Below are 23,621 nucleotides of genomic sequence, written 5' to 3' on the forward strand. Positions count from 1 at the left end.
CGCCTTTAGAACATCAGGATGACGACCAAGAGTCCACCTAAAAAGCCCAAACTCTTGTACATTTTTTCGTACTTTTCCTGTTCTGCACGAGCCTCCTCTTCCAGCCCTCGCAGGTGAGTGACAGCTAGGCGCAAATGCTTTTGCTGGTCTTCCCGATCGGATGATCCGAGTACCTGACCTAGACTCTCAAGCACCTCTCGCTCTTGTCTTCGCAAGGCGGTTTGGGTCCAGAGTCTATTCATAGCCTGTTGCAAGGCTTCCTCAGCCGAATGCACCTTTTCTGTCTGCAGGAATTCTGCGGCCAGCAGAAATACTTTCCCTACCTCTTCGGAAACGCGATGACCGACCTTCACAAACGCCCGCTGTAATGGAGTCATCCCGAACACGATTTCCGTTTCGAGCATTTGTAGAGCTACGAGCAGAGCCCGAAGCTGAACGGGACGATTCGCGTAATACTTGCCGATCTGCCACCCAACCATCGACGCCGAAAACAGGATGAGTACGGCTCCCATCAGCTTGACCATGCAACCTTCTCCCTTTCAACCAGGTTCATGCTTTGATCGTAGATAGCCTGGATCGTTCCGACACCTTTTGCGCGGCTGAGTACAATATAGCGAAAAAAGGCTCCATACCGAATCAGCTTGCCCAGCATGGGGCGTTCGGCTACTTCCTTGACGCTCGCTCCATGTGCCGAGCAAATGACGGCTACCCCTGCATGAATCGCTTCCCATACTGCGTCGCCATCCTCCGCTCTTCCCACCTCGTCCACAATCAAAACATCAGGAGACATGGAGCGAATCAGCATCATCATCCCGACAGCTTTTGGGCAAGCATCCAGCACATCCGTTCGCGGACCGACATCTCGTTGTGGAACCCCCTGCAAGCATCCCGCCAACTCAGAACGCTCGTCCACAATTCCTACCTTGCGACTGGAAGACCACTCGCTCCCGTAGCTGATGGTTCGCGCCATATCACGCAACAAGGTTGTCTTCCCGCACTGGGGTGGGGAGATGAGTAGCGTGTTCAGCAATTTCCCATCCTCAAACAAATACGGCATGACCTTCCTAGCCGCGCCTTTTTTCTCGCGGGCAATTCGGATGTTGAAGCTGGTCACATCTCTGATTCCCTTCACTTCGCCTTTATCCAGCACCACTTTCCCCGCAATGCCAATGCGATGACCGCCAACTACCGTGATGTAACCCCTTTTCAACTCTTCTTCCAAGGCATAGAGAGAATGCTGGCTGACCTGGTTTAAGAGCTTTGCAGCCTCTTCTGCTGAAAACAGCCATCCTTGGGCAGGTATCGGGGTGATTTGTCCCGACGGTGTCACATAGCTAGATTGTTGGCCAAACCGGACTTCTAGCGGTTGGTTTTGCCGAAGCCGAATCTCTTCCATATTTTCTCTTACCGCGATAGGAAGGGCCGTCAAAATCGTGCGTAAAGTTGCTGGCAAAATCGCCAAAATCTCATTCATCCGGTACCCTCCTTTTGCAGCATTCTGCCTTTGTACACGTTGTCTTACCTCCATCCTATGCTGAGGTGGACGAGATTTATGCAAAAAAAATAGCTTGCTCTCGTGCTAGAACGCGAGTAGCAAGCTTTTCCTATGTAGCTCATCGATTATCTGTTTTTCTTGTTATCCACTGGCTCTATTACATAGTGTCGGTAGCCTTCCTCATCTTTGCCCTCGTGCAGATAGATTTCTTTCTGGCAGCTAGGGCATGCGAACTCGTAGGTCGTATCGAGATGGGGATCTACTTGTCCTTCATACAGTTGTGCATCTTCATCATCATCCAAATCGTAGAAAGTCGCGTACTCGTCGTCTTCATCCTCACAATCGACAACGGTCTCGTACAAGTCATCATCTTCAAAAAGGTAGAGCTCAATGTCCTCCAAGTCGTCATCCAAGGCCTCTACATAATCCTCTGCCTCTTCTACTCGCGCGTGAAGCTCTCGTAGCTCCCCCTGCACCTCACCTAGAATCTCAATCATCTCTACCATAATTTTTCCTTCGGGGCTCTTCTCCCCCACTTCCAACCCATCTGCCAAACCTTGCAAGTATGCGATTCGATTCGCCAATGATTCTGGCATCCACATTCCCTCCCATCCAATCTCTCCCACTTATCGTTCCCCAACGTGATGTCATTTACGAATGGAAGGAAATGGGTAATTATTTGCGGACGCCAATCAAGATGCACGAGATCCCCACCAGAATCCAAGCAATTTTGGCGAAGCTAATCCGATCCGACATGCCTAATAAACCGATTGTCGTGGTAGTGATCAAGATAATTGGCCCGACTATCGCAAGACCTGAATTAATGAGCAGAGCTTTTTCGACCTGGTTTACTTTCAAAATGAGCAAAGCTGCAATGATCTCGATACTACCTGAGAAGATCCTAAGAGCTGCCATCCCCATAATCGCTTTTTCCAACATACCGTCTCGTCCTCCCCTCCTTTCACTCTATGCCTGTACCACATCATTTCAGCACTTTTTGCATTTCCACTATAGGCTTTTGCCCTCACTCCTCCCCTCCACTGGGCATACACTGAACCATACGCCTAGAGAAATGAGGAACTTGCCGATGATAGAGTGTGATCAGTCGTTTTTGCCTGAAAGCTGGGCAAATCCGTCCGGGCAATTTCGAGAAAAGCCCCGTACGAAGGGCTTAACCATGGTCATTGACAAAGGCCTTGGGCTTACCGCTTATTCCGACTTATTAGCGCTGGCTGCTCCTTATATTGATCTATACAAACTCGGCTTTGGCACCATCGCTTTGTACCCCCTCGAAATTCTCAACCAAAAATTGACCCTCGCAAAACAAAATGGCGTACACATCATGCCAGGAGGAACTTTTTTTGAAATCGCCATTCGCCACAATACAATTGCAGATTATATGAAGCTGATTCGCTCCCTCGGTTTTTCTGCTGTAGAAATATCCGATGGAACGTTCCCTTTATCCTTCGCACAGCGTCAGGAAGCCATCAATTACGCGTTAGACAATGATCTGGTGGTGTACACAGAGGTCGGAAAAAAAACGGCCGAGTATCGCGCATGTCGAGAGGAATTACTGGAGACCCTCAGCTTTGACCTGCACAATGGTGCCAGTCACGTTATTGTGGAAGCCAGAGAAAGTGGTACTGTCGGCGTGTGTGACGGGGATGGCAAGATTGACGATTCCTTCGTTTTGGACATTGTATCCGGGGCCAAAGAAAAAGCCTCCCGCCTGATTTGGGAGGCACCACAAAAAGATCAGCAGGTCTGCTTTATCAAGACTATTGGCAGCGACGTTAATCTCGGAAATATTGCCTCTACGGATGTATTCTCTTTGGAGACGCTACGGCGAGGATTGCGCGGCGATACAGCCCTAATCATGGATAGAGGGAGATGTTATCCGTGCGAATAGAAGTGGTGCCGACTGTGGAAGAAATTCGTTTTGAACAAATCAGCAATCATGTAGTCATCGTCATTGATGTGCTTCGTGCATCCAGTACGATTGTCACCGCATTAGGTAATGGATTTTCCTGCGTCATCCCGGTCGAAACGATTGGGCAAGCGAACTCGCTCCGCACGGGCGACTGCATTTTGGCCGGTGAACGCCACTGTAAAAAAATCCCCGAATTCGACTGCAACAACTCACCAACCGAAATCGCAGCACTCGGAAAAACGGGGAGCCAGCTTATTCTCACCACGACGAACGGGACTCGCGCGATCCAAAAAGCAGAACGTGCCACTGCTCTGTTGATTGGCTGCTTTTTGAATGCCACCGCATGCATTCAGCACGCTCTTTCTTATCATCTCGACATTACTCTGTACTGTGCTGGGACTCGTTCGGAATTCGCTCTGGAAGACGGTCTGGCGGCCGGCTTGATGATTGTGCAGGCACAACAATCATTACCGAGTATCCAAATTTGTGATCTGGGTGAAGTTCTAAAAGCGAGCTACCTTTACTACGATGGAAAACTGAGCGAGCTGTTACCCCACACAACAACTGGAAAAAGGCTCATCCAGCACCATCTTGCAAGCGATATACGGTACTGCGCTCAAGTCGATCAGTATCAAATCGTTCCTTATATCAAGGAGAAACGCATACTCCCACACCTTGTCTCATAATGTGAAAGGAGAACAGGGACAGGGGTTTTGATGCCATGCCAATGATGTCTGGAGAAGTGATGCTCGTCATCCTAATCGTTATCGGTCTTATTGGGCGCTCACCGATTATTGCGACTGCCGCAAGTATATTGTTGGTGTTGAAGCTAACGGCACTGGAGCGTTTTTTCCCGACGGTGGAACGCCGGGGGCTTGAGCTAGGCCTGCTTTTCTTGACGATTTCCGTACTGGTTCCATTCGCCAGCGAAAAAATATCGTGGAAGGACGTCACCCCACTATTCACGACGGTAGTCGGACTGACAGCACTAGCTGGTGGAGCGATTGCCACCTGGATGAATGGGAAAGGACTTGACCTCTTGAGGTCTGAACCGCAAATGGTTGTCGGGCTGGTGATTGGGTCGATCATCGGTATTGTGTTTTTCCGAGGCATTCCCGTCGGACCTTTGATGGCTGCCGGGATTACAGCGTTTGTGTTGAAGCTGTGGGAGTGGTTTGGGAGTAAATAAAAACAGGAAATCCCCCTCTTTTATCGGAGGGGGATTTATCTTTTCTGATTGGCTTACCGTTTGCTAGACGTTTTAAATGGGACTTCCCAATTCATCCCTTGGTATTGACGCCATTGCATCAAATGCTTCAGGCTCAGCTCTTTCGGTTGCTTTTCTAGATCACGGATAAAAAAGGTCCCACTGACATGTACACGCCCATCCTTGTCTCTCTTGAATGTTTCTTCCATGAGCAATCGGTAGTCTTGCTTGGCGTCATCTTGCGCGCTCCATACCTCATTCCCGATGATACCTTCAGGCAGAACAGCCGTGAACGGGATGATGGCACCTTTACCGCTGTAGGTATGGTCCCCGATTTTTTCCTCGCCCTCCGTCGTTTTTAAGGTAAAGCCCGTAAAGGTGTACACACTGTCGTTATTCGTTACGGTCACCTTTTCTTTCATCAGCTTATCAACCGGAATGGTCGCTTGAAACTTCGCCGGCTCACCCAGGTACAGGGAGTGCAGCTTGAAAGTATACGTTTGGTCGTCAGCCAAAGGCGAGATGCCATTAAACTTCGTATACCGTTTCCCCTCGTCATGCAGTTGTCCTCGGTAGGGAGCTACCGTGTTTTTGCGAATTTGATTGAGTTTGTTCCCGTAAATAGAATCATCCCATCCTGCTACTACTTTTCCTTTTTCATCCACGATTTCATAGGCCAATCCGATGTCTATGAAATATCTCTCCACGAGCTTTGCATCTGTCCACACTCCTGGTACATCTTCCACATCTTCCTTTACGACCCAACCATTTTCTTCTTTTATTTTTTGAACCTGCTTCGCTCGCTCTTCCGTCCACGTTGTCTCCAATTCAATCAAACTAACACTAGGCACAGTCTTAATGTTTTGCAACGCTACCTTAATGCCATGCGGGGTCATGAAATCTTTCCCGATCGTAGTTTCATTTGCTGCCGCTCTCGCCTTTTTCAAATCCACTGGAAACTCCATCTTCCAGTTGCCTTCTTTTCCATCCAGCATCGTTGCGTCGACGCCAACAACCATTTCATCCAGTTGCGTCTTACTTTCTTTTAGGAATTGGAAGATATCATGACTAATGACAAGATATTCGCCTTCCTCCCCGTAGCTAAAGCCCCCTCCATCTGGATTGAGCTCTTCACCTGACTTCGTTTTATACGTAAGGTTCACTTCGATTTTACTTGGTTCAAACGGGATCCGCTTGCCATTTTGATCGACTACTTGAGCGAAGATAGCCATTCGCACCGGATCAGCAACCACTTCTTTCACATTCAATGTAATTCCTTGATCGGTCTCGCTCTTATTGATGGCTTGGGCATAGCCTTTTTCGGCTGCCTGCTTCATTCCGGTGTCTATGCCTTGGATGGACTGAATGACACTGTTTACATAGCTCGCAAAAGTTGGTGACACCATGGACCCAAACGTAATAATCGCTGTAACACTCGCTACGGCTAACGCGGTTTTTTTCAAAATAGTTACACTCCTCTTTTTCCAATTTGATTTTGGTGTAGGAGTACGCACAGTCTCTAATGCCATCATTACCTGAGCAGTAAAGTCGATTGGCAACGTACTGGGGACTCGCAGGCTCGAATAGTCCTCGCCGCTCTTATCTTCGTCCACCATCTGCCGCTGACAGCACAGGCACGCTTCTACGTGTTGTTCCATCAGCCTGGCTTCGTCAGAAGATAATTCTCCAACCAAATACTTGCGCAATTGTTCAGTTTTGGAGCAGTTCATATATAGCACCCCTTCCTGACCTTTCTTGCGCCATACTTGCCCGGAGCTTTTTCTTGGCGTGATGAATGCGCATTTGCACGGTTGTAATCGGGATATGCAGAATTTCGCTAATCTCCTTGTAACTCAACTGCTCCATGTATTTCAGCAGAAACACAATGCGGTATTCCTCACCCAGCGCCATGATTTGTTGTTGCAAGGCGCCTTTCTTTTCCTTTTCCAAATAAGCTTTTTCGGGTGTATCTGTTTCAATCAGTCTGGTTTCTTCCAATGGCGTTTTAAGGTAGCGCTTGTTCTTGCGCCACGCATCGACGCACAAATTGGACGCAATCCGATAGAGCCAAGCCAAAAAAGCATCCGTCGGCCTATATTTGTCCAACTGACAGTACGCCTTGATGAAAGCCTCCTGCGTCAGGTCCTGGGCATCCTGCTGCTGTCCTGTCATGCGATATAGATAGCTGTATAATCGATCCTTGTACTTGTCGACCAGGTACGAGTAGGCATCGCGATTACCTCCTTGCACCTGTTGTATGAACAACCAATCATCCTGCAAAAGGAAATCCTCCTATTTCAAAAAAGTTCGCTGCGCAGCGTTCGTTTTGGCAGGCTCATATGGATTAACGGATCAGTTTGTATTTTCTTTCCATAAATGATTACATTTTTTTAAAAAAGTTTGAGTCAACATAGTGGAGGAGAAGAAAAAGCACAGTTCTCTTCGACTCTGACACGCCAGCATGGGGGGATTGACTGGCCGTCTCCACTTCAAAAAGGGGACCGTCGAGCCAAAGCCACCCTACGGGCGGAAGTTTCTCAAAGAAGAAGTGTTCGACAAGCGGGTCCCCTTTTTGAAGTTCCGACTGGGTAGGCGATGTCAAGGTCTACGAGCCCTGTGCTTTTTCTTCTCGCCAGCTTTGGTGGTCGAGCGATCTACACAACATAAGAAAACCGCCCTTAATAAAGGCGGTCGAATGGCCATCACTTCCATGAATGGTAGATATTTTCCGCGTACTTGGTTATGGCTTCATCGTAGTCTGGATACGGATATCCGAGACTATCTGCCACCGCTTTGGAGTACTTTCGAAATAGCCCGTAGCAAGCGAATAACGATTCCCACATCTGCGGGTAGCCGTTTTCGTTATAGCTGGATAGTAACGCTTCCCAATCTTCTTTTGGAAGATAGTGATCGATAAATTTGTAATTTTTCCCGACGCTAAAGGTGAACCCTTTCTCACATCCGATTTGCCAAGCCATCATTCGGAGCAAATTTGGTCGGGCAATTTCGTTGAGATGGTCAATCGCAAACAGGATTTCTTTTCTCGCCAGACCTTTTACAACGTAAGTAGAGACCATCCAAAATTCATTGCAGCAGTCATCAAACTCTCTTACCGTTGGCTTCCGGGTCCAATATTGGCGATCCGAAGGGAGCACCTCGTGTTTGATAAGCCCGTCCTTATCCAGCAAAACCTCAACCAGGCCATCGTTGTCTGCAAAATACTGTTCCGTCTCGTCTGTCGGAATCAGCGTCAGATCTACTTTATTTCCATCTTCAAATAGCATGAGATAGGAAAACCAATTCCCTAACTCGGAAGGAAAAAGCTCCATATCCTCCGGCTTTTGCATCATGATCCGATTCCCAAAGATATCGAGCCATTGATCATTTTTCTTGAAAGAATCCATCTCTGTCACAAAATACGAAATATCATAATCTTGGAATGGATCAGCGGGTATATTTTTGTTCGTGCCTGACCCTTCCAAGGTTACCAAACGGATTCGATCATCCTTCCTGGCGAAATCGATCAGCATGCTCATCATCTCTTGTTCCGTTCTCAAAGCCATACCCCTCCACCCTACTATTTCTCCGTACCACTTAATGTAGTGCAATTTCAAAATTTTTACAATCCCACATCAACAGGAGAAGCAAATGAAAAAAGCTGCACCCATATGGGCACAGCTTTTTCTTGCAATCCGTACTTTTACGCGCGGGAAACGTATGCTTCCGTACGAGTATCGATGATCAGACGCTCTCCTTCTTCTACGAAGAGAGGAACGTTTACTACGAAACCAGTTTCCAAGGTTGCTTTCTTTGTTACATTAGAAGCAGTGTCACCTTTTACGCCTGGCTCACATTCTGTTACAACGAGTTCAACCGTATTCGGCAATTGAATACCGATTGTTTCGCCGTTGTACTGCATGATTTGCACGTTCATGTTTTCCTTGAGGAAACGCAGTTCACGCTCGATTTGCTTTTGAGTGAACGTCATTTGCTCGTAAGTTTCCGTATTCATGAAAGTGTATTCATCGCCACTAGCATACAGGTACTGCATCGTGCTGGATTCAATCCGAGCAGGGTTTACTTTTTCGCCGCCACGGAAGGTCATTTCTGTCGTGTTGCCGCTACGCAGATTGCGCAGTTTGGAGCGAACGAATGCCGCACCTTTACCTGGTTTTACGTGTTGGAATTCTAGCACGGTAAAAATATTGCCGTCCACTTCGATTGTCAAACCGGTACGAAAATCGTTTACAGAGATCATGGTAGTCCTCCCAAATCAATCAATAACAGAATAAGTATAAATTACACAGGCAAAATGAGCAACTCTTTCGTGGACTTGTTCAGGTTCTCATGACCATCTGCTGTAATCCACACATCGTCTTCGATCCGAACGCCACCAAGTCCTGTTACGTAAATACCTGGCTCCATCGTTACGAGCATACCTGGCTCCAATATGAAGGTACTTACAGTCGACAGCCCTGGCAGCTCGTGAACTTCCAGTCCGAGACCGTGACCTGCGCTATGTCCATAGGCATCGCCATAGCCTGCTGCTGTGATAAGATCTCTCGTGGCTGCGTCAGCGTCTTTTGCGGATACACCTGGCTTCAGCGCTTCCAAACCTGCGAGTTGTGCACGCAGTACGATTTCGTAGATTTCACGCATTTTCGGGTCTGGCTCTCCCACAGACAACGTGCGTGTGATATCAGAATTGTAGCCCTGATAAGCTGCACCAAAGTCGAGGGTAACCATTTCCCCTGCCTGAATCACTTTCTCGGAAGCTCGTCCATGTGGCAGAGCACCGCGCACACCTGACGCTACGATCATATCAAAGGCAGAGCCTGTCGCTCCTTGCTTGCGCATGAAGTATTCCAATTCCAAAGCAACATCGGATTCACGCACACCTGGCTTGATGTATCCTTGAATATGTGTAAAAGCTGCTTCCGCGATACGAACCGCTTCACGAATAATAACCATCTCGGATTCGTCTTTAAACATGCGGATTTTTTCAAGCAGACCGCTTGTTGGCACCAGCTCTACTCCGTCAAATCCTTTGTTCCATTCCTGATAGGTGCTAAAGGCCACGCTGCTCTCGAATGCCAAGCGCTTAATCCCTTTTTCTTGCAGGAGCTTTGCCATCGCTTCAACAGCTTTTCTCTCGTTATTTACCACGGTAAAATCAGGTGCTTGTTCTTGCGCTTGTTCCACATAGCGGAAGTCAGTGACGAGAAACGCCTCTGTTTCGGTGACAATTACCCAGCCCGTTGATCCAGTGAAACCACTCAAGTAGAAGCGATTTTCTGTTTTTTCGGTAATAAACGCCTCTGCTCCAACTTGTGTAAGTGCCTCGCGCAATTTATGCAGACGTTGTTTCATAGCAACCTTTTCCCCTTTTTGAATACTTTTATTTTTTTTCGATTTTACGGACGAGCGATCTTAACGCCCATTCATATCCATCGATCCCCAACCCGACAACTTGTCCAATCGCGATAGGTGCGATGACCGAGTGATGGCGAAATGGCTCCCGTGCATGAATATTGGAAATATGTACTTCAATCGTTGGCAGAGCCACACTAGCTAATGCGTCTCGGATCGCATAGCTGTAATGGGTGAATGCCCCTGGATTGATCAAGATGCCGTCATGGACACCTCTTGCCTGATGAATTGCATCGATGAGGACACCTTCGTGATTCGATTGGAGATGCTCAAGCGATCCACCCAACTCATCCATGACACCAGTCAGGATTGTCACCACATCCTCCAGCGTTTCCCTTCCATAAACATCCGGCTCCCTTGTTCCCAATAAATTCAGGTTGGGGCCGTTCAGTAACAAGACGGAAGTCATCGACCATCCCTCTTCCCATAAAAGTTTTTTTATTAATGAAACATTTTACCATAAGCTGCTCTGATTCCATAGTAGGCGATCACCTGGCTAACATTTCGAACATTGTTACATCCATTTTGACAAGGAACGGAGAAATCCTCCTACCTTGTAGACTCATTCCATGCATGATTCTCGTCTGATTGTTCGAGCATGATTGTCATCCCAATGAATAAGCCAAACGTCAAATACCAAGCGCCTTCCGTACTTAAAGTGGCAATCTCCCAATTTCCGATATGAAAAAAGAAACCCGCTATCACCAACATAACCGCCCCGTAGACGAGTCCCAACCACCATACACGAATCCGGCTAAAAAGCAAGGTGAACACAAAGGAAGCAACGACTGTTTCAACAAACAGCACGATACCACCAAGGCACACGCTCGCAAACGTGTTTTCGTCCTCGATGCTGATAAAGGGACGTGCAAACGCTCCGACTCCGTACGGGGTCATGTTCAAAAAGTGAGCCATCAATCGAACGAGCCCCCAAATGATTGTTCCCCAGAATGCGACCTCCAATATCTTCGAACTAGAGATTCTTTTACTCCCTTGCCTGCCTTCTTCTGCAGGGGATACGCGAGCTTGCTTGTGCTTCCGTCCTGTTTTGCTTATGTCCATTTCCATCACCTCTGTTCTCTAGTATGCTCTTCCTCTAAGCTTTTCACTTTTACTTTACATTTGTTGGAAAAGTACGAACTCCTTGTAGCTTCAAGTCGCCATTTCCGTTAATATAGTGATAAGGATGGTGATTGTATTGGCGCAACAAAACGTACCTAGCTACGGCGGTCAGGCCGTCATCGAAGGTGTTATGTTCGGTGGCAAAACCACGACTGTTACGGCTGTTCGCAAAAAAAATCATGAAATTGAGTATTTTGAATCCCCAAGGTCCGAATATAAATGGATTACTACGCTGAAAAAGATTCCGTTTTTGCGTGGGATTGTTGGTTTGGTCGAAGCCAGCGCCAATGGGGCCAAACATCTCAACTTCGCCTCTGAACAATACAGTATGGAGTCTGGAGAAGAAGTTTCTGAAAAACCATCGAAGCTCACCATGATTTTAGGTGTTGCTGTCGTCGGGGTACTTTCCTTCCTGTTCGGGAAATTCGTATTTACACTCGTTCCTGTTTTCCTGGCAGACTTTTTACTCGGAAAATGGGTACCGGATGGCGTTCCTCAAACGTTGGCTGAAGGCGGATTTAAAATTTTGCTCCTCCTCGGCTACATTACAGCGATTGCACAAACTCCGTTGATAAAAAGGCTTTTTCAATACCATGGAGCCGAGCATAAAGTGATTAACGCATTCGAATCCGGGGTAGAATTAACAGTAGCCAATGTACAAAAATTTTCCGCTCTGCATTATCGTTGCGGGAGCAGTTTTCTCATTTTCTCAGTGTTCGTCGGTGTCGTGATTTACTCCCTGTTCAGTTATGACTCCCTGACGGAGAGGGTCGTACAACGCATTGTTCTTTTGCCACTGGTAATCGGCGTCTCTTATGAGGTTTTGCAGTGGACAAACAAGCTCCGTGATGTACCAGTCCTACGTTACCTTGGTTATCCAGGATTGTGGCTGCAAAAGATCACAACTCGTGAACCAGATGACAGCCAAGTCGAGGTAGCCATCGCTTCCTTCCAAAAAATGCGGGAGCTTGATCAAAAGCACGTGCAGGAAAGAATGGTTACGACCGGATAACGTGAGGCATTTTTATTCCCATAGAGGTGAAGCCCTATGTTACGCCGTATTCCACCAGTGATTCTGATAGTGATCGTATTGGCGATTTACGGATTTTTGATAACACTCATCAATGATCCCGTCAGTACGATTGTCATCCTGGGATTATCCGTTGTACTTTTCTTGGTCGTGCGCAACTATTTACAAACCGGCTCCTTCTTTTCACAAGGCGCAGGAGCAGGCAAACCTAAACAGCCAAAGGTCAAGGTGAAGCCAAAGCCCTCCATCGCTCGGCAAGCAGTGAAAAAGCAGTCGACTCCCCCGCGAAAGGATCACCCGTTTCGAGTGATCGAAGGCAGCAAAGGGAAACAAAAAGAGAAGCAAGACGAAAAGTCGCAAAATAATATCTCCCACTAAAAAACAGGTTGCCTGAATCGGCGACCTGTTTTTTTATTAGACCAGTATTTTCGGAGAACGATTGCGAAACACTTTGACGTAATCTTCAAAATCCCATTGCGCCAAAAATTTGTGAGCCGCTACCTCCCCTGACTCAAACAATTTTTGCCTGATTTCTTTTGACAACTGAAATTGGGTGGTTCTCACCCCTAATGTATGGATAAAAATCGTCCGAACGGCTTTTGCCTTTTCTACATACAGGCGGTCATGGGCATCGAGCATGGTCGTCAGCAATCCTCGGGAGAAGGAAAAAAGACCGTTGATCCGGGTCGCTTCTCTCTTGGCTTGATCATCCCTCAGACGAAAACCAATCGTCGGCCACCGCGGAATCCCTGGTACATCAAACAACCACACGGGGTAGTTGCTCAATAATGCGCCATCGACAATATAATGGACATGGCCAGCCCTTTGCAGCTTTACAGGTTGAAAAAAGAACGGGATAGACGAGGACATGCGAACCGCTCGTGCCACTGGAAAATCATCTGGTTCTACACCATACCGTGCCAAATCGTCGGGAATGATAAGCATTTTTCCGTCAGTGACATCAGATGCGACAACTTTCAGCTTACCAGGCGGTAGATCTCCGAATGTTCGTACTCCTTTTCGTCGTAACAGCTCCTCTATGAACAACTCGATTCGATCGGCTCGATAAATCCCTTCCCGCCCGACTAGTCCATAGATTGGTCCGATGAGAGGGAGCCTCCCTAGCCCTGAGCGCTTGAGAAAGTGAAGGTAATCTAGCTCTTCAAAGATCGGTTTCAACTCATGGCTGGAGTAGCCTGCGCCGAGCAACGCTGCAACAATGGAGCCTGCCGAGGTACCAGCGAGCCTTTCCCATGTGTATCCATTCTCCTCCATGACTCGCAAGGCACCGATAAAAGCGATTCCCTTTACGCCGCCACCTTCAAAGACTGCATCTGCTTTCACCTTGTTTCCCCTCCCTAAAATTCCTCCCCATTTTCCATGTATAAGACGACAGCTTTTCCGTTACCACAAAGAAAAACGCAAGCCTGGTCGGCTTGCGCTATAATACGATAACGATATGGACTATTCCTCTTTTTGCTCATCTAACAAACGAATGTTACGAAGCTCTTCTATACGCTTTGGATCTGCCTCGAAGTACTTAACTAGATACTCTAGGCATGTAATCGATTCCCAGCTCAGGTGGTGCTCAATTCCTTCCACATCCTGATAAATGTGCTCTTCATCCAAGCCAATGATCCGCATAAATTCTTCCAGAAGACTGTGACGGTCCACTAGGCGTTTTCCAATTTTCTTCCCCTTTGGTGTCAAGACAAGTCCACGGTATTTTTCATAAACGAGATAATTGTCTTTGTCCAGCTTCTGGACCATTTTCGTGACCGAAGAGGGATGTACTTCCAACGCTTCAGCAATATCGGAGACACGAGCATAGCCCTTTTCTTCAATTAAGTTGTAAATGCGTTCCAAATAGTCTTCCATACTCGGCGTCGGCGGCATTGTGAACCCCTCATTTCCAAACCGTTATTTCATCTACCCAAAAAAGGCACGTAGAAATATCATACCGTGTATTGAGAAGCATTTGCAAGAGAAAAGTACCTATCGCAGCTGTTTTTCTGCTGCTGGGTTCATCATTTGGACATATTGAACGAGTTGTTGACCCAACTGCTCCATGCGTGCCTGTAAACGCTCATCCTTTAGCTTGCCTTCTGGTGTAAAAGCATTGTAAGCACTTGGGATGGAAGGGCTAGATGGCAACGGCCATGCATGCAAGTTGCGCATGATTAACTGCAAAGTGTTGACCGTATTCGTAGCGCCCATGCTTCCCCCAGCGACGCCAATAATGGCAACCTGCTTATCACGCAAAATGCGCCCTTCTAGGAAGTCAATGGCATTTTTCAAAGCACCTGTCATTGTGCCATGGTATTCAGGTGAACCGATCACAAGTCCATCCGCTTCAGAAATCGCTTTGACAAATCGATGGACAATGTCAGGGTACGTACTGGTATCATCACGATCGTCATACAGCGGCAGCTTCCAGTCCGCGAGATGAATCATTTCAACGTCAGCACCTGCATCCTTCGCGGCTTCGAGTACAATATGAATCGCTTGTTTTGTCGTAGAATTGGCATTCATGCTTCCGGCTATTCCTACAATTTTCATGGTTTCACCCCATCGATAATCTAAATACTGGTATAGTCATCATTATATTCCATTAAGTATAATTTGTAAACATTTATGTTTATTTAATATCATCTGTTCTGAACAGGCCTGTTTGTCTCATACACTTGTACCAAGTTGCAAGTGAGGATGATGCCTATGGACAAAGTCGCTTGGCCTATCGCCGTGCTTTTTGCAGGGTCTGCTTTAGGTGGATTCTATTTGGGTGGATATGAGTGGTTACGCTTTTTTACTTATTTCGGTTCCTGGGGGACAATCGGCATTGCGCTTGCGGCTCTTGGCCTCGGATGGTTCGGCGTCCAGCTGTTGACCTTTTGCCATCGCAAGCAAATTCGCTCCCTGTACGAGCTGTACTACGTATTGTGTGGCGAAGCGTTCGCTTCTAGCCTATCTGTCATCACCCACATTCTGCTCTTGGGGTATACAGGAGTCATGCTTGGTCAACAGGCAGATTACCTCTTGGAAGAGCTCTCTCCTCTATGGTTCATCCTTCTGACCATTGCAGCCATCTTCTTTATCATAAATCGTTGGAGATGGATTGTCACTGCAACAGCCATATCTCTATCCATCGGTTTATTATTATTCGGATTGATTTTCAGTGCACAATCCCATGTGCCAATACCGAGCTTGGGTTATCAAATGAATGTCAACTGGCTGATTCACGCCGTATTTTTCCTGGCCTTGCATTTTCTCATCGGCTTTGCCACGACTCTACCACTGGCAGCACGTGCGTCCCATGAGGGAGCTGTTCGGATGGGGGCAATTATCGGAGCTGGAATCTTCCTTTTGTTCACGATGTTAGGTCAAGCTATCCTTCTTGCCCACTGGCATGATGCCCATGCCTCTGTACTGCCCATCAAACAAATTTTGGTTCAAATGATGCCGGGTGGCGATTGGCTTCTCGCTATTCTCTCATTTGTGCATGGTGGAGTCATCGTCGCCGCCCTACTCTATTCGTTGTCCCATCCAATAGCGACACGTCAACATCTGCAAATGCTTCCGCTGATTGTCGCCATGCTGCTTACCGTTTTTGTATTCTCTCTCCTCACACTCGTTGTACCATGGAGTATGTCTGCAATCGCCAGTGCAGCAACCTATTGCGGCATGTTCTTAATGGGCTGGTACGTTTGGAAGCAACCGAATTGACCTGATCGGTTACTCGTAGCTCCTGTGGTCAAGACAGAGTCTTGGCCACTTTTTTTCGCACTATAGGAGCCAATTCACTATTCCGACCACGACCAAGAACACAAGGATAAACACCAAAATATTCAACGGACCCATCGTCACGTAGGCCTCCTCTAGCCATGGTTTCTCTCCCTCATTTTACCACAAATAAAAACGTCCCCCGAAGGAGACGTTTACTGCAGGGCCTCACTCTCCGCTCTTAGCTGTCCCCCATTTGGAGATCCTATCGGATAAGCTGGCGTTGTTTGTTCTGTCACTTTGTGAATCGCTGAAAGGACCGCCTTCGTCGCCTTTGCAATTTGTTCCCAATCCACTTGTGCGATAGAGTCCACTGTTACTTGTCCCGTCCCTGCACTTGTCACAAGTGCCGTAGGAATACCTGCGGCGCCTAAAGAGCTTGCGGCGCCGATTCCTTCACGCGTTCCAGCCTTATCGCTAGGAGACACCCCCGCTGCTCTTAGGAGTTGGATTGGCAGATTTTCGTTACCCAGCGGATTGGTTGCAACGAGCTCTGTCTTTTGGCTGCCCACCCCCTCGACATAGAAGGCTGCTATCATGGCTTGTCGCTCTTTGGCTGATAAGGCATTCGCATAAGCAATTGGGCCTCTGCTTCCCGACGTAACCGCGCCAAAGCTGACGAACCTCACTTCGGTATCAATCGGCTTGTCAGCCATATTACGCGCTATCTCAAGCAAGGCCGCTACACCGGAGCCATTGTAATTTGCACCAGCTGATAACCCGGCGGAATCATGGTGAGCGGATATCATGACGACCTGCCCGGTGTCATTTTGATTGGGCTTTCGACTTGCCACGATATTATACGAGGTTTGCTTGGTCGTTACGGCTCCGTTTACCTTGACGGTTCCCTTCACGGGCCGCTTGTCCATTATGCGTTTTTGGAGCCTCGTGCCATCCGACTTGGACAAAGCGATTACAGGAACAGCGATATCCAAGGGTTCGCCCAGTGAAGCATTCCAGCCTTCCTCTCGATCATTCCAGATGATCAGAGCAACGGCTCCGGCAGCCGCTGCTTGGCGTACTTTTTCTCCGAAAGGAATCTCCCCTCGCTTGACCAAGGCAATCTTTCCCCGAGAGGCATCATTCGCAAAATCAACCGCTCTTCCCAAGCCTGCATCCACCACTTCTGCTGTCGCGGTTCCATTGATTCCAAAAGCAAATCCACTCACTGTCCATTTTTGACCCGGCCATTCTTCCATCGTCAGTGATAGAGTGGTAGGCTTTTTGTACGTATAATAAGAAAAAGGATCGAGCTTGGTCTTGTACCCGTAAGATCGAAGTGTATTTTCCACATAGACAGCTGCCGCAAATTCCGTTTCAGTAGCAGGTGGACGGGCTGTTCTCGCCAATTGCTCGACATGGCTGTACAAGCGTTCACTATCGATCCAATCTTGAGCTTCCTCTGCTTGAACACGATGGGAAAGGAAAGGTATCGGCAATATCGTTCCACAGGCAAGCAAGGCACATAGCGCATAATGTTGGACAGATCGCATGGCATTCTCCCTTTTCTTTGCTCTTTGCATTTATTATGGGCGGTTACGACAAACTGAGTATAGTCAGAATAGTTAGTCAAATAACATCATCCTGCGCCATCCCTGGACAGCTTTCGTTTTCTTCTGCCCAAAACGTCGATTTTTCGAGTGACTTCCTTCCATATGAATTCTTAATAGAAAGGGGCTTTACTCCGTAAAATTATTGATAAAGAAAAGGCGACTTTCAAATTGACCGATGTCCTTTGCTTTTGCTAAGGTGGAATCAACAAAAAAACGTTTGAAAGAAACAGATTGGAATCTATTGAGGGGGAAGTACCATGCTGTATGTCGATGGCAAATGGGTAGAAGAAGGGCAAGTCGCAGTTCATCCAGAAGACCGCGGTTATAACTTTGGCGATGGCATATACGAGGTAGTACGTATTTATAAGGGACGCATGTATCAATGGGATGGACATCTTACCCGTTTGTTTCGAAGTGCCAACGAAATAAAAATGGAGCTTCCATGGAGCGCAGAAGAGCTGACAGACTTAGCGCATCAGCTGATCGCTAAAAACAACATCACGGAGAATGACGACGCCAGCCTTTACCTGCAAGTTTCTCGTGGCATCTCTCCGCGTGTTCACGATATTCCGTCTGATATCAAGCCTGTGATCATGGGCTTTGTCCGTCGCAAGGACCGCCCTGTCACCGATATGAAAAAAGGCTGGACAGCACAGCTCGTCGAAGATATCCGCTGGCTGCGTTGCGATATTAAAACGCTCAATCTGCTAGGAGCTGTTCTTGTCAAACAATACGCAAAGGATGCAGGTGCCCAGGAATCCATTTTGCACCGCAACGGCGTCATCACAGAGTGCAGCTCTTCCAATTTGTTCGTCGTAAAAAATGGCGAGCTGTATACGCATCAGGCTGACAATTTGATCCTGCACGGAATTACCCGCCAAGTGGTCATTGATTTGGCTCGGGACAATGGCATCACTGTCCATGAAGAAGCATTCGATATGGCTTTCTTGAAGCAAGCCGATGAAGTATTCCTCACCAGCACGACCGCGGAAATCATGCCGCTCATCTCGGTTGATGGCGTCGCTGTCGGAAACGGACAGCCAGGACCTGTCGTGGTTACGCTACAAGACTTGTTTGAACAGCATATCAACACAAGTGTACTCGTGTAATGAAAAAAGCTCTCCCGGTATGCCTATACATCCGAGAGAGCTTTTCTATATTGTTTAACGGCGCAGATTCCATTCATCTGTGGCATAGCGCGTTCTCACAAGTTCTTCTGCCAAAGCGAGTTCTTCGTCGGTAAGCGTTGAAGGGATCAGCTCCACATCCAGTCCGGATGCAAAGCCTTTCGAGAACGCCTCGATGGATTCTTGGAGACTGATTGGCCGTGGGCTTACTTCGTTGATCGTTACTGCTTTTTGTCGGAAACTATCGATCATCCGTTGTTTTACCCGGTCCGATGGGAAATGCAAGAGCGAGAATAGCAAATCTACGTCCATATCAAGCAGAATAGAGCCGTGCTGAAGAATAACGCCCTTTTGTCGGGTCTGAGCGCTTCCCGCTACTTTTTTCCCCTCTACCACGAGCTCATACCAAGAAGGCGAATCGAAGCAAGCGGATGACCCTGGCGAATTGTACTTTTCCTTCTCCACTTCACTCGCCAAAGAGACCATTTCCGCCGAGAGTCCCAGGTTTTGGAATCCGTGCAGCAGTCCCAAGCTAATGATTTTGTAGGCTTCCGTCACACTCGAAGGCATTTTCGGATGGTCTTCGGATACGATGACACTGTATGTCAGCTCCTGATCGTGGAGAACAGCACGCCCTCCTGTCGCTCTGCGAACAAAGCCCAATCCTCTCTTTTGAACTTCCTCTAGGTTGATTTCCTTGATGGCCTTCTGGAAATAACCAATGGACAATGTCGCCGGGTCCCACGTGTAAAATCGAACGGTCGGGGGGACCTTGCCCTCACTATGTAACTGCAAAATTGCTTCATCTACTGCCATATTCATCGCGGGTGACATGGCTTCTGTCACGATATAGCGCCACTGTTCCATCTATGTACCTCCTCATTCACAACGCCTTCATTGTACGCTTCTGGCATGAAGGACTTCAAGCCTCTGATGGGCTAATTTACTCGAGCTGTTTCCTGTAAAATAGCCAAGACCTGCATCAATGCATCTGTTTTTTTCTCATTCTCTTCGCGCATTCGCTGCAAGATGGACTCCCTGTTCTTTTGCAAGTCATTCACCGCTTGAATAAAGCGATCATCCGTTAGCTCTTCTTCCAGCAGAACATGACACAAGCCCTGCCTTTCAAAGGACTGGGCATTTAATATCTGATCACCCCGACTTGCTTCACGGGACAACGGTATCAAGAGCATCGGCTTTTGCAGGGCTAGAAACTCATAAATCGCATTGGAGCCTGCACGTGACACGACAAAATCAGCCATCGCCAGCAAATCGGGTAATTCCTTCTGGACATACTCGAATTGTTTGTAGCCTGCTATCCGAATCGTTTCATCCACTTGGTTTTTGCCGCAAATATGTACAATTGAAAATTGCTCGAGCAAAGCAGTAAGCGAATGGCGTACCGCCTCGTTAATTCTCCGCGCTCCCAAGCTTCCCCCCATGACAAGTAGGACAGGCTTTTTTGCGGTAAAAGAGCAGTACGCCAAGCCCGCTTCTTTTCGGCCCTGCTTCAACTCTTCACGCACAACTGCGCCTACGTGAATCCCTTTGTTTTTGGGTACTTTCGAAAGCGTATCTGGAAATGTGACGCACACCTTGCTGGAAAAAGGGACTGCCAGCTTGTTTGCGAGACCGGGTGTCAGATCAGATTCATGGATGACAACGGGAAGACGGTTTAGCCACCCTCCAAATACGACCGGCACGGAAACGAAGCCTCCTTTGGAAAAAATCACATCCGGCTTCCACTTGCCGAGAAAGCGAGAAGCTTGCCAAATGCCTTTGAGGACCCGCAGCGGGTCACTCACGTTTCTCCAATCAAAGTAACGGCGCAGTTTTCCTGAAGAAATGCCAATATAGCGAACATGTGGATGGTTGGCGACTAGCTCACGTTCGATTCCTGTCGCAGATCCAATGTAGGCGACCTCCCAGCCCAGCTTGATAAAGTGAGGGATGAGCGCTAGATTCACAGTAACATGGCCTGCCGAACCACCACCGGTAAACACAATCCTTCTCTTCATTCGGTTCGAACCCTCCCCTGCTACTTCTTCCCCCATGATAGCATCAATCAGAAAGAAAAGCCGCCCGTAACAACAGGCGACTTTTCCTGAAATCTAGAATTATGCTTGTGGTTGATAACGCAGGATCGGCTTCCTTGCCGCTGTCGCTTCATCCAAACGTTTGACTACAGTGGTATGAGGAGCTTCCTGAACGATTTCTGGCGTTTCCTCGCATTCGCGGGCAATTTGCAGCATGACCTCGATGAACTCATCAAGCGTTTCTTTTGTCTCGGTTTCGGTCGGTTCGATCATGAGGCACTCGTCCACGATCAACGGGAAGTAGATCGTTGGCGGGTGATAACCGAAGTCGAGCAAGCGTTTTGCGATATCGAGCGTGCGTACGCCCAGCTTCTTCTGGATCACACCAGACAGGACGAACTCGTGCATGCAGACTCGATCAAATGGCAGATGATAAGCAGTTGCCAGTCGACGCATCATGTAGTTGGCGGAGAGCACCGCATTTTGGGAAACTTGCAGCAAGCCTTCTGGACCCATCGTACGAATGTAGCTGTACGCACGAACGAGAATACCGAAGTTTCCGTTGTAGCCTTTTACGCGACCGATGGAAGCTGGACGATTGCTGTCCCAGTAGAAACTGCCGTCTTCCTTCTTCGCTACGATTGGAGTAGGCAGGAATGGCTCGAGAACTTTTTTCACGCCGACCGGACCTGCACCTGGACCACCACCGCCGTGAGGCCCTGTAAATGTTTTGTGCAAGTTCAGATGCACCACGTCGAAGCCCATGTCTCCCGGACGAGCAATTCCCAAAATCGCGTTCGCATTCGCACCATCATAGTACAAGAGGCCGCCAGCTTCATGGACAATTTTCGCCATTTCCACGATATCTTCTTCAAACAATCCTAGTGTGTTCGGATTCGTCAGCATTAAAGCAGCCGTGTCAGGACCAACCGCATCACGCAGCGCTTGAATGTCAACCAATCCACGCTCGTCAGATGCAATGGTTACGGTATCCAAGCCAGCTACCGCAGCAGATGCCGGGTTCGTACCGTGTGCGGAGTTCGGCACGATGACTTTGGTACGATGCCCTTCCCCACGGCTCTCGTGATACGCACGGATCATCATCAGACCTGTCCACTCACCCGCAGCACCAGCAGCTGGTTGCAGGGTAACCGCGTCCATCCCTGTAATTTCACCCAGCTCTTCTTGCAGGTTGTACAACAGCTCCAAAGCTCCCTGTACGGTTTCTTCCGGTTGGTACGGATGTGTCTGCGCAAAGCCTGCGTAACGAGCAACATCTTCGTTAATTTTCGGGTTGTATTTCATCGTGCAAGAACCAAGTGGATAGAAGCCATTGTCTACCCCGTGGTTGCGACGAGACAGTTCTGTATAGTGACGAACCAATTGCAGCTCAGATACCTCTGGCAGCTCAGCCGGCGTTTCGCGAATGAGGTGCTTTGGCAAAAGGCTTGCTACTTCTACTTCTGGAACATCCAATGCCGGCAAATTGTAACCCACACGGCCTGGTTTGCTCATTTCAAAGATCAGTGCTTTCTCTTGGTCGTTACGCACGTGTGATCGCCTCCAATTCAGCCGCCAATGTGTCGATTTCTTCTTTAGTACGCAGCTCAGTTACTGCAAGCAAGGTATGATTGGCAAACTCTGGATAGTCGAGACCAAGATCATAGCCCCCGATGATTCCAGCAGCCAGCAGGCCTTTGTTCACTTCTGCAACTGGTTTGTTCAACTTCACCACGAACTCGTTGAAGAACGGTGAGGTGAATACGATCTCCAAGCCTTTTGCTTGCAGGGCATCCTTCGCGTAATGAGCTTTTTGTAGATTCATCATTGCCATTTCTTGTACACCCTGCTTGCCGAGTGCTGTCATGGCAATAGAAGCAGCCAAAGCGAGCAGCGCTTGGTTCGAGCAGATATTGGAAGTCGCTTTTTCACGACGAATATGTTGTTCACGCGCTTGCAGCGTCAATACGAAGCCGCGTTTGCCATTTTCGTCCTTCGTTTGACCGACGATACGACCTGGCATTTTGCGCATCAGTTTGGATGTTGTAGCAAAATATCCGCAATGCGGTCCACCAAAGGATGCTGGAATACCGAATGGCTGCATGTCGCCCACTACGATATCTGCGCCCAATTTGCCCGGCGCCTCCAGTACACCCAGAGCAAGCGGATTGGAGGATGTAATCAACAATGCGCCTTTTCCGTGCACAATTGGTTCAATCACTCCCAAGTCTTCTACGTTTCCGAAGAAGTTCGGATACTGCACGATGACCGCTGCTGTATTTTCATCGACAAGCGCTTCCAGAGCCGCTGTATCCGTAACGCCATCGCTGTTGATACCTACTTCAACCAGCTCAACGTTTTGTCCATACGCATATGTTTTCAACACACCACGCGCTTCTGGATGTACAGCCCGGGAAACGATTACGCGTTTTTTGCCAGTGTGACCTGCAGCCATCATCGCTGCCTCTGCCAAAGATGTCGCGCCGTCATACATCGAGGAGTTCGCTACCTCCATGCCAGTCAACTCACATACCATCGTTTGGAACTCAAAAATAGCTTGCAGTTCACCTTGGCTGATTTCTGGCTGGTAAGGTGTGTAAGCGGTAAAGAATTCACCGCGGAGCAGCATGTGATTGACTGTGCTCGGCGTGTAATGTTGATAAACACCCGCACCTAGAAAGTTAACATGTGTGCTGAAGTTTACGTTTTTATTTGCGAGGCGTGTAAAATACTTCACCAAATCTGGCTCGGATAGTGCTTCTGGAATATTCAAAGCACCTTTGAAGCGTACTTCTTCCGGAATATCAGCAAACAGTTCTTCTATACTCGAAATGCCGAGGGTTTCCAGCATTTCGCGCTTGTCCTGATCAGTTTGGGGCAGGTAGCGGTATTTCACGGATGTTGTCCTCCT

General features: G+C 48.1%; 26 protein-coding genes. 7 read left to right on the forward strand and 19 right to left on the reverse strand.

Annotated elements, in window-relative coordinates:
* Positions 1-5 precede the first annotated feature (5 nt).
* The 4 genes from spoIIIAB to E8L90_RS11245 form a co-directional block, all read right to left on the reverse strand.
* Positions 6-524 carry a stage III sporulation protein SpoIIIAB gene (spoIIIAB, locus tag E8L90_RS11230; protein WP_137029466.1) on the reverse strand — a complete coding sequence of 173 codons (519 nt, stop codon included), beginning with the start codon at positions 522-524 and terminating at the stop codon, positions 6-8.
* Positions 512-1,474, reverse strand: a complete 963-nt coding sequence (gene spoIIIAA / locus E8L90_RS11235; RefSeq protein ID WP_137029467.1) for a stage III sporulation protein AA — start codon at positions 1,472-1,474, stop codon at positions 512-514. The genes spoIIIAB and spoIIIAA overlap by 13 nt, the downstream gene beginning before the upstream one ends.
* 146 nt (positions 1,475-1,620) lie before the next feature.
* The gene (locus tag E8L90_RS11240) at positions 1,621-2,091 is read right to left on the reverse strand and encodes a CD1247 N-terminal domain-containing protein (RefSeq protein WP_137029468.1); all 471 of its coding nucleotides are present in this window, start codon (positions 2,089-2,091) and stop codon (positions 1,621-1,623) included.
* A gap of 79 nt (positions 2,092-2,170) precedes the next feature.
* Complete coding sequence (locus tag E8L90_RS11245) at positions 2,171-2,434, reverse strand: DUF2619 domain-containing protein (RefSeq protein ID WP_137029469.1); 264 nt, start codon at positions 2,432-2,434, stop codon at positions 2,171-2,173.
* A gap of 148 nt (positions 2,435-2,582) precedes the next feature.
* Here E8L90_RS11245 and comA point away from each other — a divergent pair, with 148 nt between their 5' ends.
* The 3 genes from comA to E8L90_RS11260 are packed head-to-tail and all read left to right on the forward strand — an operon-like array spanning position 2,583 to position 4,614.
* Positions 2,583-3,404: a phosphosulfolactate synthase gene (gene comA, locus E8L90_RS11250; RefSeq protein ID WP_137029470.1), complete on the forward strand. Its 822-nt coding sequence runs from the start codon at positions 2,583-2,585 to the stop codon at positions 3,402-3,404.
* Positions 3,395-4,111, forward strand: coding sequence for a 2-phosphosulfolactate phosphatase (locus tag E8L90_RS11255; protein WP_137029471.1), 717 nt, complete (start codon positions 3,395-3,397; stop codon positions 4,109-4,111). The genes comA and E8L90_RS11255 overlap by 10 nt, the downstream gene beginning before the upstream one ends.
* Before the next feature lie 41 nt (positions 4,112-4,152).
* Positions 4,153-4,614, forward strand: a complete 462-nt coding sequence (locus tag E8L90_RS11260; protein WP_137033394.1) for a DUF441 domain-containing protein — start codon at positions 4,153-4,155, stop codon at positions 4,612-4,614.
* A gap of 53 nt (positions 4,615-4,667) precedes the next feature.
* On the opposite strand, the gene E8L90_RS11265 is transcribed toward E8L90_RS11260, so the two are convergent.
* From E8L90_RS11265 to E8L90_RS11300, 7 genes are all read right to left on the reverse strand, one after another.
* Positions 4,668-6,362 carry a DUF4179 domain-containing protein gene (locus E8L90_RS11265; RefSeq protein ID WP_137029472.1) on the reverse strand — a complete coding sequence of 565 codons (1,695 nt, stop codon included), beginning with the start codon at positions 6,360-6,362 and terminating at the stop codon, positions 4,668-4,670.
* A complete protein-coding gene (locus E8L90_RS11270) occupies positions 6,343-6,912 on the reverse strand; it encodes an RNA polymerase sigma factor (RefSeq protein ID WP_137029473.1) in 570 nt (189 codons plus the stop codon). The genes E8L90_RS11265 and E8L90_RS11270 overlap by 20 nt, the downstream gene beginning before the upstream one ends.
* Positions 6,913-7,334: 422 nt before the next feature.
* Positions 7,335-8,189, reverse strand: a complete 855-nt coding sequence (gene ant(6) / locus E8L90_RS11280; RefSeq protein WP_137033396.1) for an aminoglycoside 6-adenylyltransferase — start codon at positions 8,187-8,189, stop codon at positions 7,335-7,337.
* A 143-nt stretch (positions 8,190-8,332) separates the two neighbouring features.
* Positions 8,333-8,890: an elongation factor P gene (gene efp / locus E8L90_RS11285; protein ID WP_007725738.1), complete on the reverse strand. Its 558-nt coding sequence runs from the start codon at positions 8,888-8,890 to the stop codon at positions 8,333-8,335.
* A gap of 41 nt (positions 8,891-8,931) precedes the next feature.
* Entirely contained in the window at positions 8,932-10,002 is a 1,071-nt protein-coding gene (locus tag E8L90_RS11290) for a M24 family metallopeptidase (RefSeq protein WP_137029474.1), read from the reverse strand.
* A gap of 28 nt (positions 10,003-10,030) precedes the next feature.
* A complete protein-coding gene (gene aroQ, locus E8L90_RS11295) occupies positions 10,031-10,471 on the reverse strand; it encodes a type II 3-dehydroquinate dehydratase (RefSeq protein WP_137029475.1) in 441 nt (146 codons plus the stop codon).
* 140 nt (positions 10,472-10,611) lie between these two features.
* Positions 10,612-11,124, reverse strand: coding sequence for a YqhR family membrane protein (locus E8L90_RS11300; RefSeq protein WP_137029476.1), 513 nt, complete (start codon positions 11,122-11,124; stop codon positions 10,612-10,614).
* A gap of 124 nt (positions 11,125-11,248) precedes the next feature.
* On the opposite strand from E8L90_RS11300, the gene E8L90_RS11305 reads away from it, so the two are divergent.
* Both E8L90_RS11305 and E8L90_RS11310 read left to right on the forward strand, forming a co-directional pair.
* Positions 11,249-12,196 (forward strand): DUF1385 domain-containing protein, encoded by a 948-nt coding sequence (locus E8L90_RS11305; protein WP_137029477.1) that lies wholly within the window; start codon positions 11,249-11,251, stop codon positions 12,194-12,196.
* 36 nt (positions 12,197-12,232) lie between these two features.
* Positions 12,233-12,592, forward strand: coding sequence for an ABC transporter C family protein (locus E8L90_RS11310; protein WP_137029478.1), 360 nt, complete (start codon positions 12,233-12,235; stop codon positions 12,590-12,592).
* A 36-nt stretch (positions 12,593-12,628) separates the two neighbouring features.
* Here the strand turns inward: E8L90_RS11310 and E8L90_RS11315 are convergent, their stop codons facing one another.
* From E8L90_RS11315 to E8L90_RS11325, 3 genes are all read right to left on the reverse strand, one after another.
* A complete protein-coding gene (locus tag E8L90_RS11315; RefSeq protein WP_137029479.1) occupies positions 12,629-13,558 on the reverse strand; it encodes a patatin-like phospholipase family protein in 930 nt (309 codons plus the stop codon).
* Between the two features lie 120 nt (positions 13,559-13,678).
* A complete protein-coding gene (gene mntR / locus E8L90_RS11320) occupies positions 13,679-14,110 on the reverse strand; it encodes a transcriptional regulator MntR (RefSeq protein ID WP_137029480.1) in 432 nt (143 codons plus the stop codon).
* Between the two features lie 99 nt (positions 14,111-14,209).
* Entirely contained in the window at positions 14,210-14,773 is a 564-nt protein-coding gene (locus tag E8L90_RS11325; protein WP_137029481.1) for an NADPH-dependent FMN reductase, read from the reverse strand.
* A 156-nt stretch (positions 14,774-14,929) separates the two neighbouring features.
* On the opposite strand from E8L90_RS11325, the gene E8L90_RS11330 reads away from it, so the two are divergent.
* Positions 14,930-15,937 (forward strand): hypothetical protein, encoded by a 1,008-nt coding sequence (locus tag E8L90_RS11330; RefSeq protein ID WP_137029482.1) that lies wholly within the window; start codon positions 14,930-14,932, stop codon positions 15,935-15,937.
* 212 nt (positions 15,938-16,149) lie between these two features.
* Here E8L90_RS11330 and E8L90_RS11335 read toward each other — a convergent pair whose 3' ends face one another.
* A complete protein-coding gene (locus E8L90_RS11335; protein ID WP_137029483.1) occupies positions 16,150-17,487 on the reverse strand; it encodes a PA domain-containing protein in 1,338 nt (445 codons plus the stop codon).
* Between the two features lie 317 nt (positions 17,488-17,804).
* Here E8L90_RS11335 and dat point away from each other — a divergent pair, with 317 nt between their 5' ends.
* Positions 17,805-18,656: a D-amino-acid transaminase gene (gene dat, locus E8L90_RS11340; protein WP_137029484.1), complete on the forward strand. Its 852-nt coding sequence runs from the start codon at positions 17,805-17,807 to the stop codon at positions 18,654-18,656.
* Between the two features lie 54 nt (positions 18,657-18,710).
* On the opposite strand, the gene E8L90_RS11345 is transcribed toward dat, so the two are convergent.
* The 4 genes from E8L90_RS11345 to gcvPA all read right to left on the reverse strand — a co-directional run bounded on the left by E8L90_RS11345 (position 18,711) and on the right by gcvPA (position 23,606).
* Complete coding sequence (locus tag E8L90_RS11345) at positions 18,711-19,541, reverse strand: lipoate--protein ligase family protein (RefSeq protein WP_137029485.1); 831 nt, start codon at positions 19,539-19,541, stop codon at positions 18,711-18,713.
* A gap of 71 nt (positions 19,542-19,612) precedes the next feature.
* Positions 19,613-20,692 (reverse strand): undecaprenyldiphospho-muramoylpentapeptide beta-N-acetylglucosaminyltransferase, encoded by a 1,080-nt coding sequence (locus tag E8L90_RS11350; protein ID WP_137029486.1) that lies wholly within the window; start codon positions 20,690-20,692, stop codon positions 19,613-19,615.
* Positions 20,693-20,791: 99 nt separating this feature from the next.
* The gene (gene gcvPB / locus E8L90_RS11355; protein WP_137029487.1) at positions 20,792-22,261 is read right to left on the reverse strand and encodes an aminomethyl-transferring glycine dehydrogenase subunit GcvPB; all 1,470 of its coding nucleotides are present in this window, start codon (positions 22,259-22,261) and stop codon (positions 20,792-20,794) included.
* On the reverse strand, positions 22,254-23,606 hold the full coding sequence (gcvPA, locus tag E8L90_RS11360; RefSeq protein WP_137029488.1) for an aminomethyl-transferring glycine dehydrogenase subunit GcvPA: 1,353 nt from the start codon (positions 23,604-23,606) through the stop codon (positions 22,254-22,256). Before gcvPA ends, gcvPB begins: the two co-directional genes overlap by 8 nt.
* Between the last annotated feature and the right edge of the window lie 15 nt (positions 23,607-23,621).

The organism is Brevibacillus antibioticus (assembly GCF_005217615.1).
GTDB lineage: Bacteria > Bacillota > Bacilli > Brevibacillales > Brevibacillaceae > Brevibacillus > Brevibacillus antibioticus.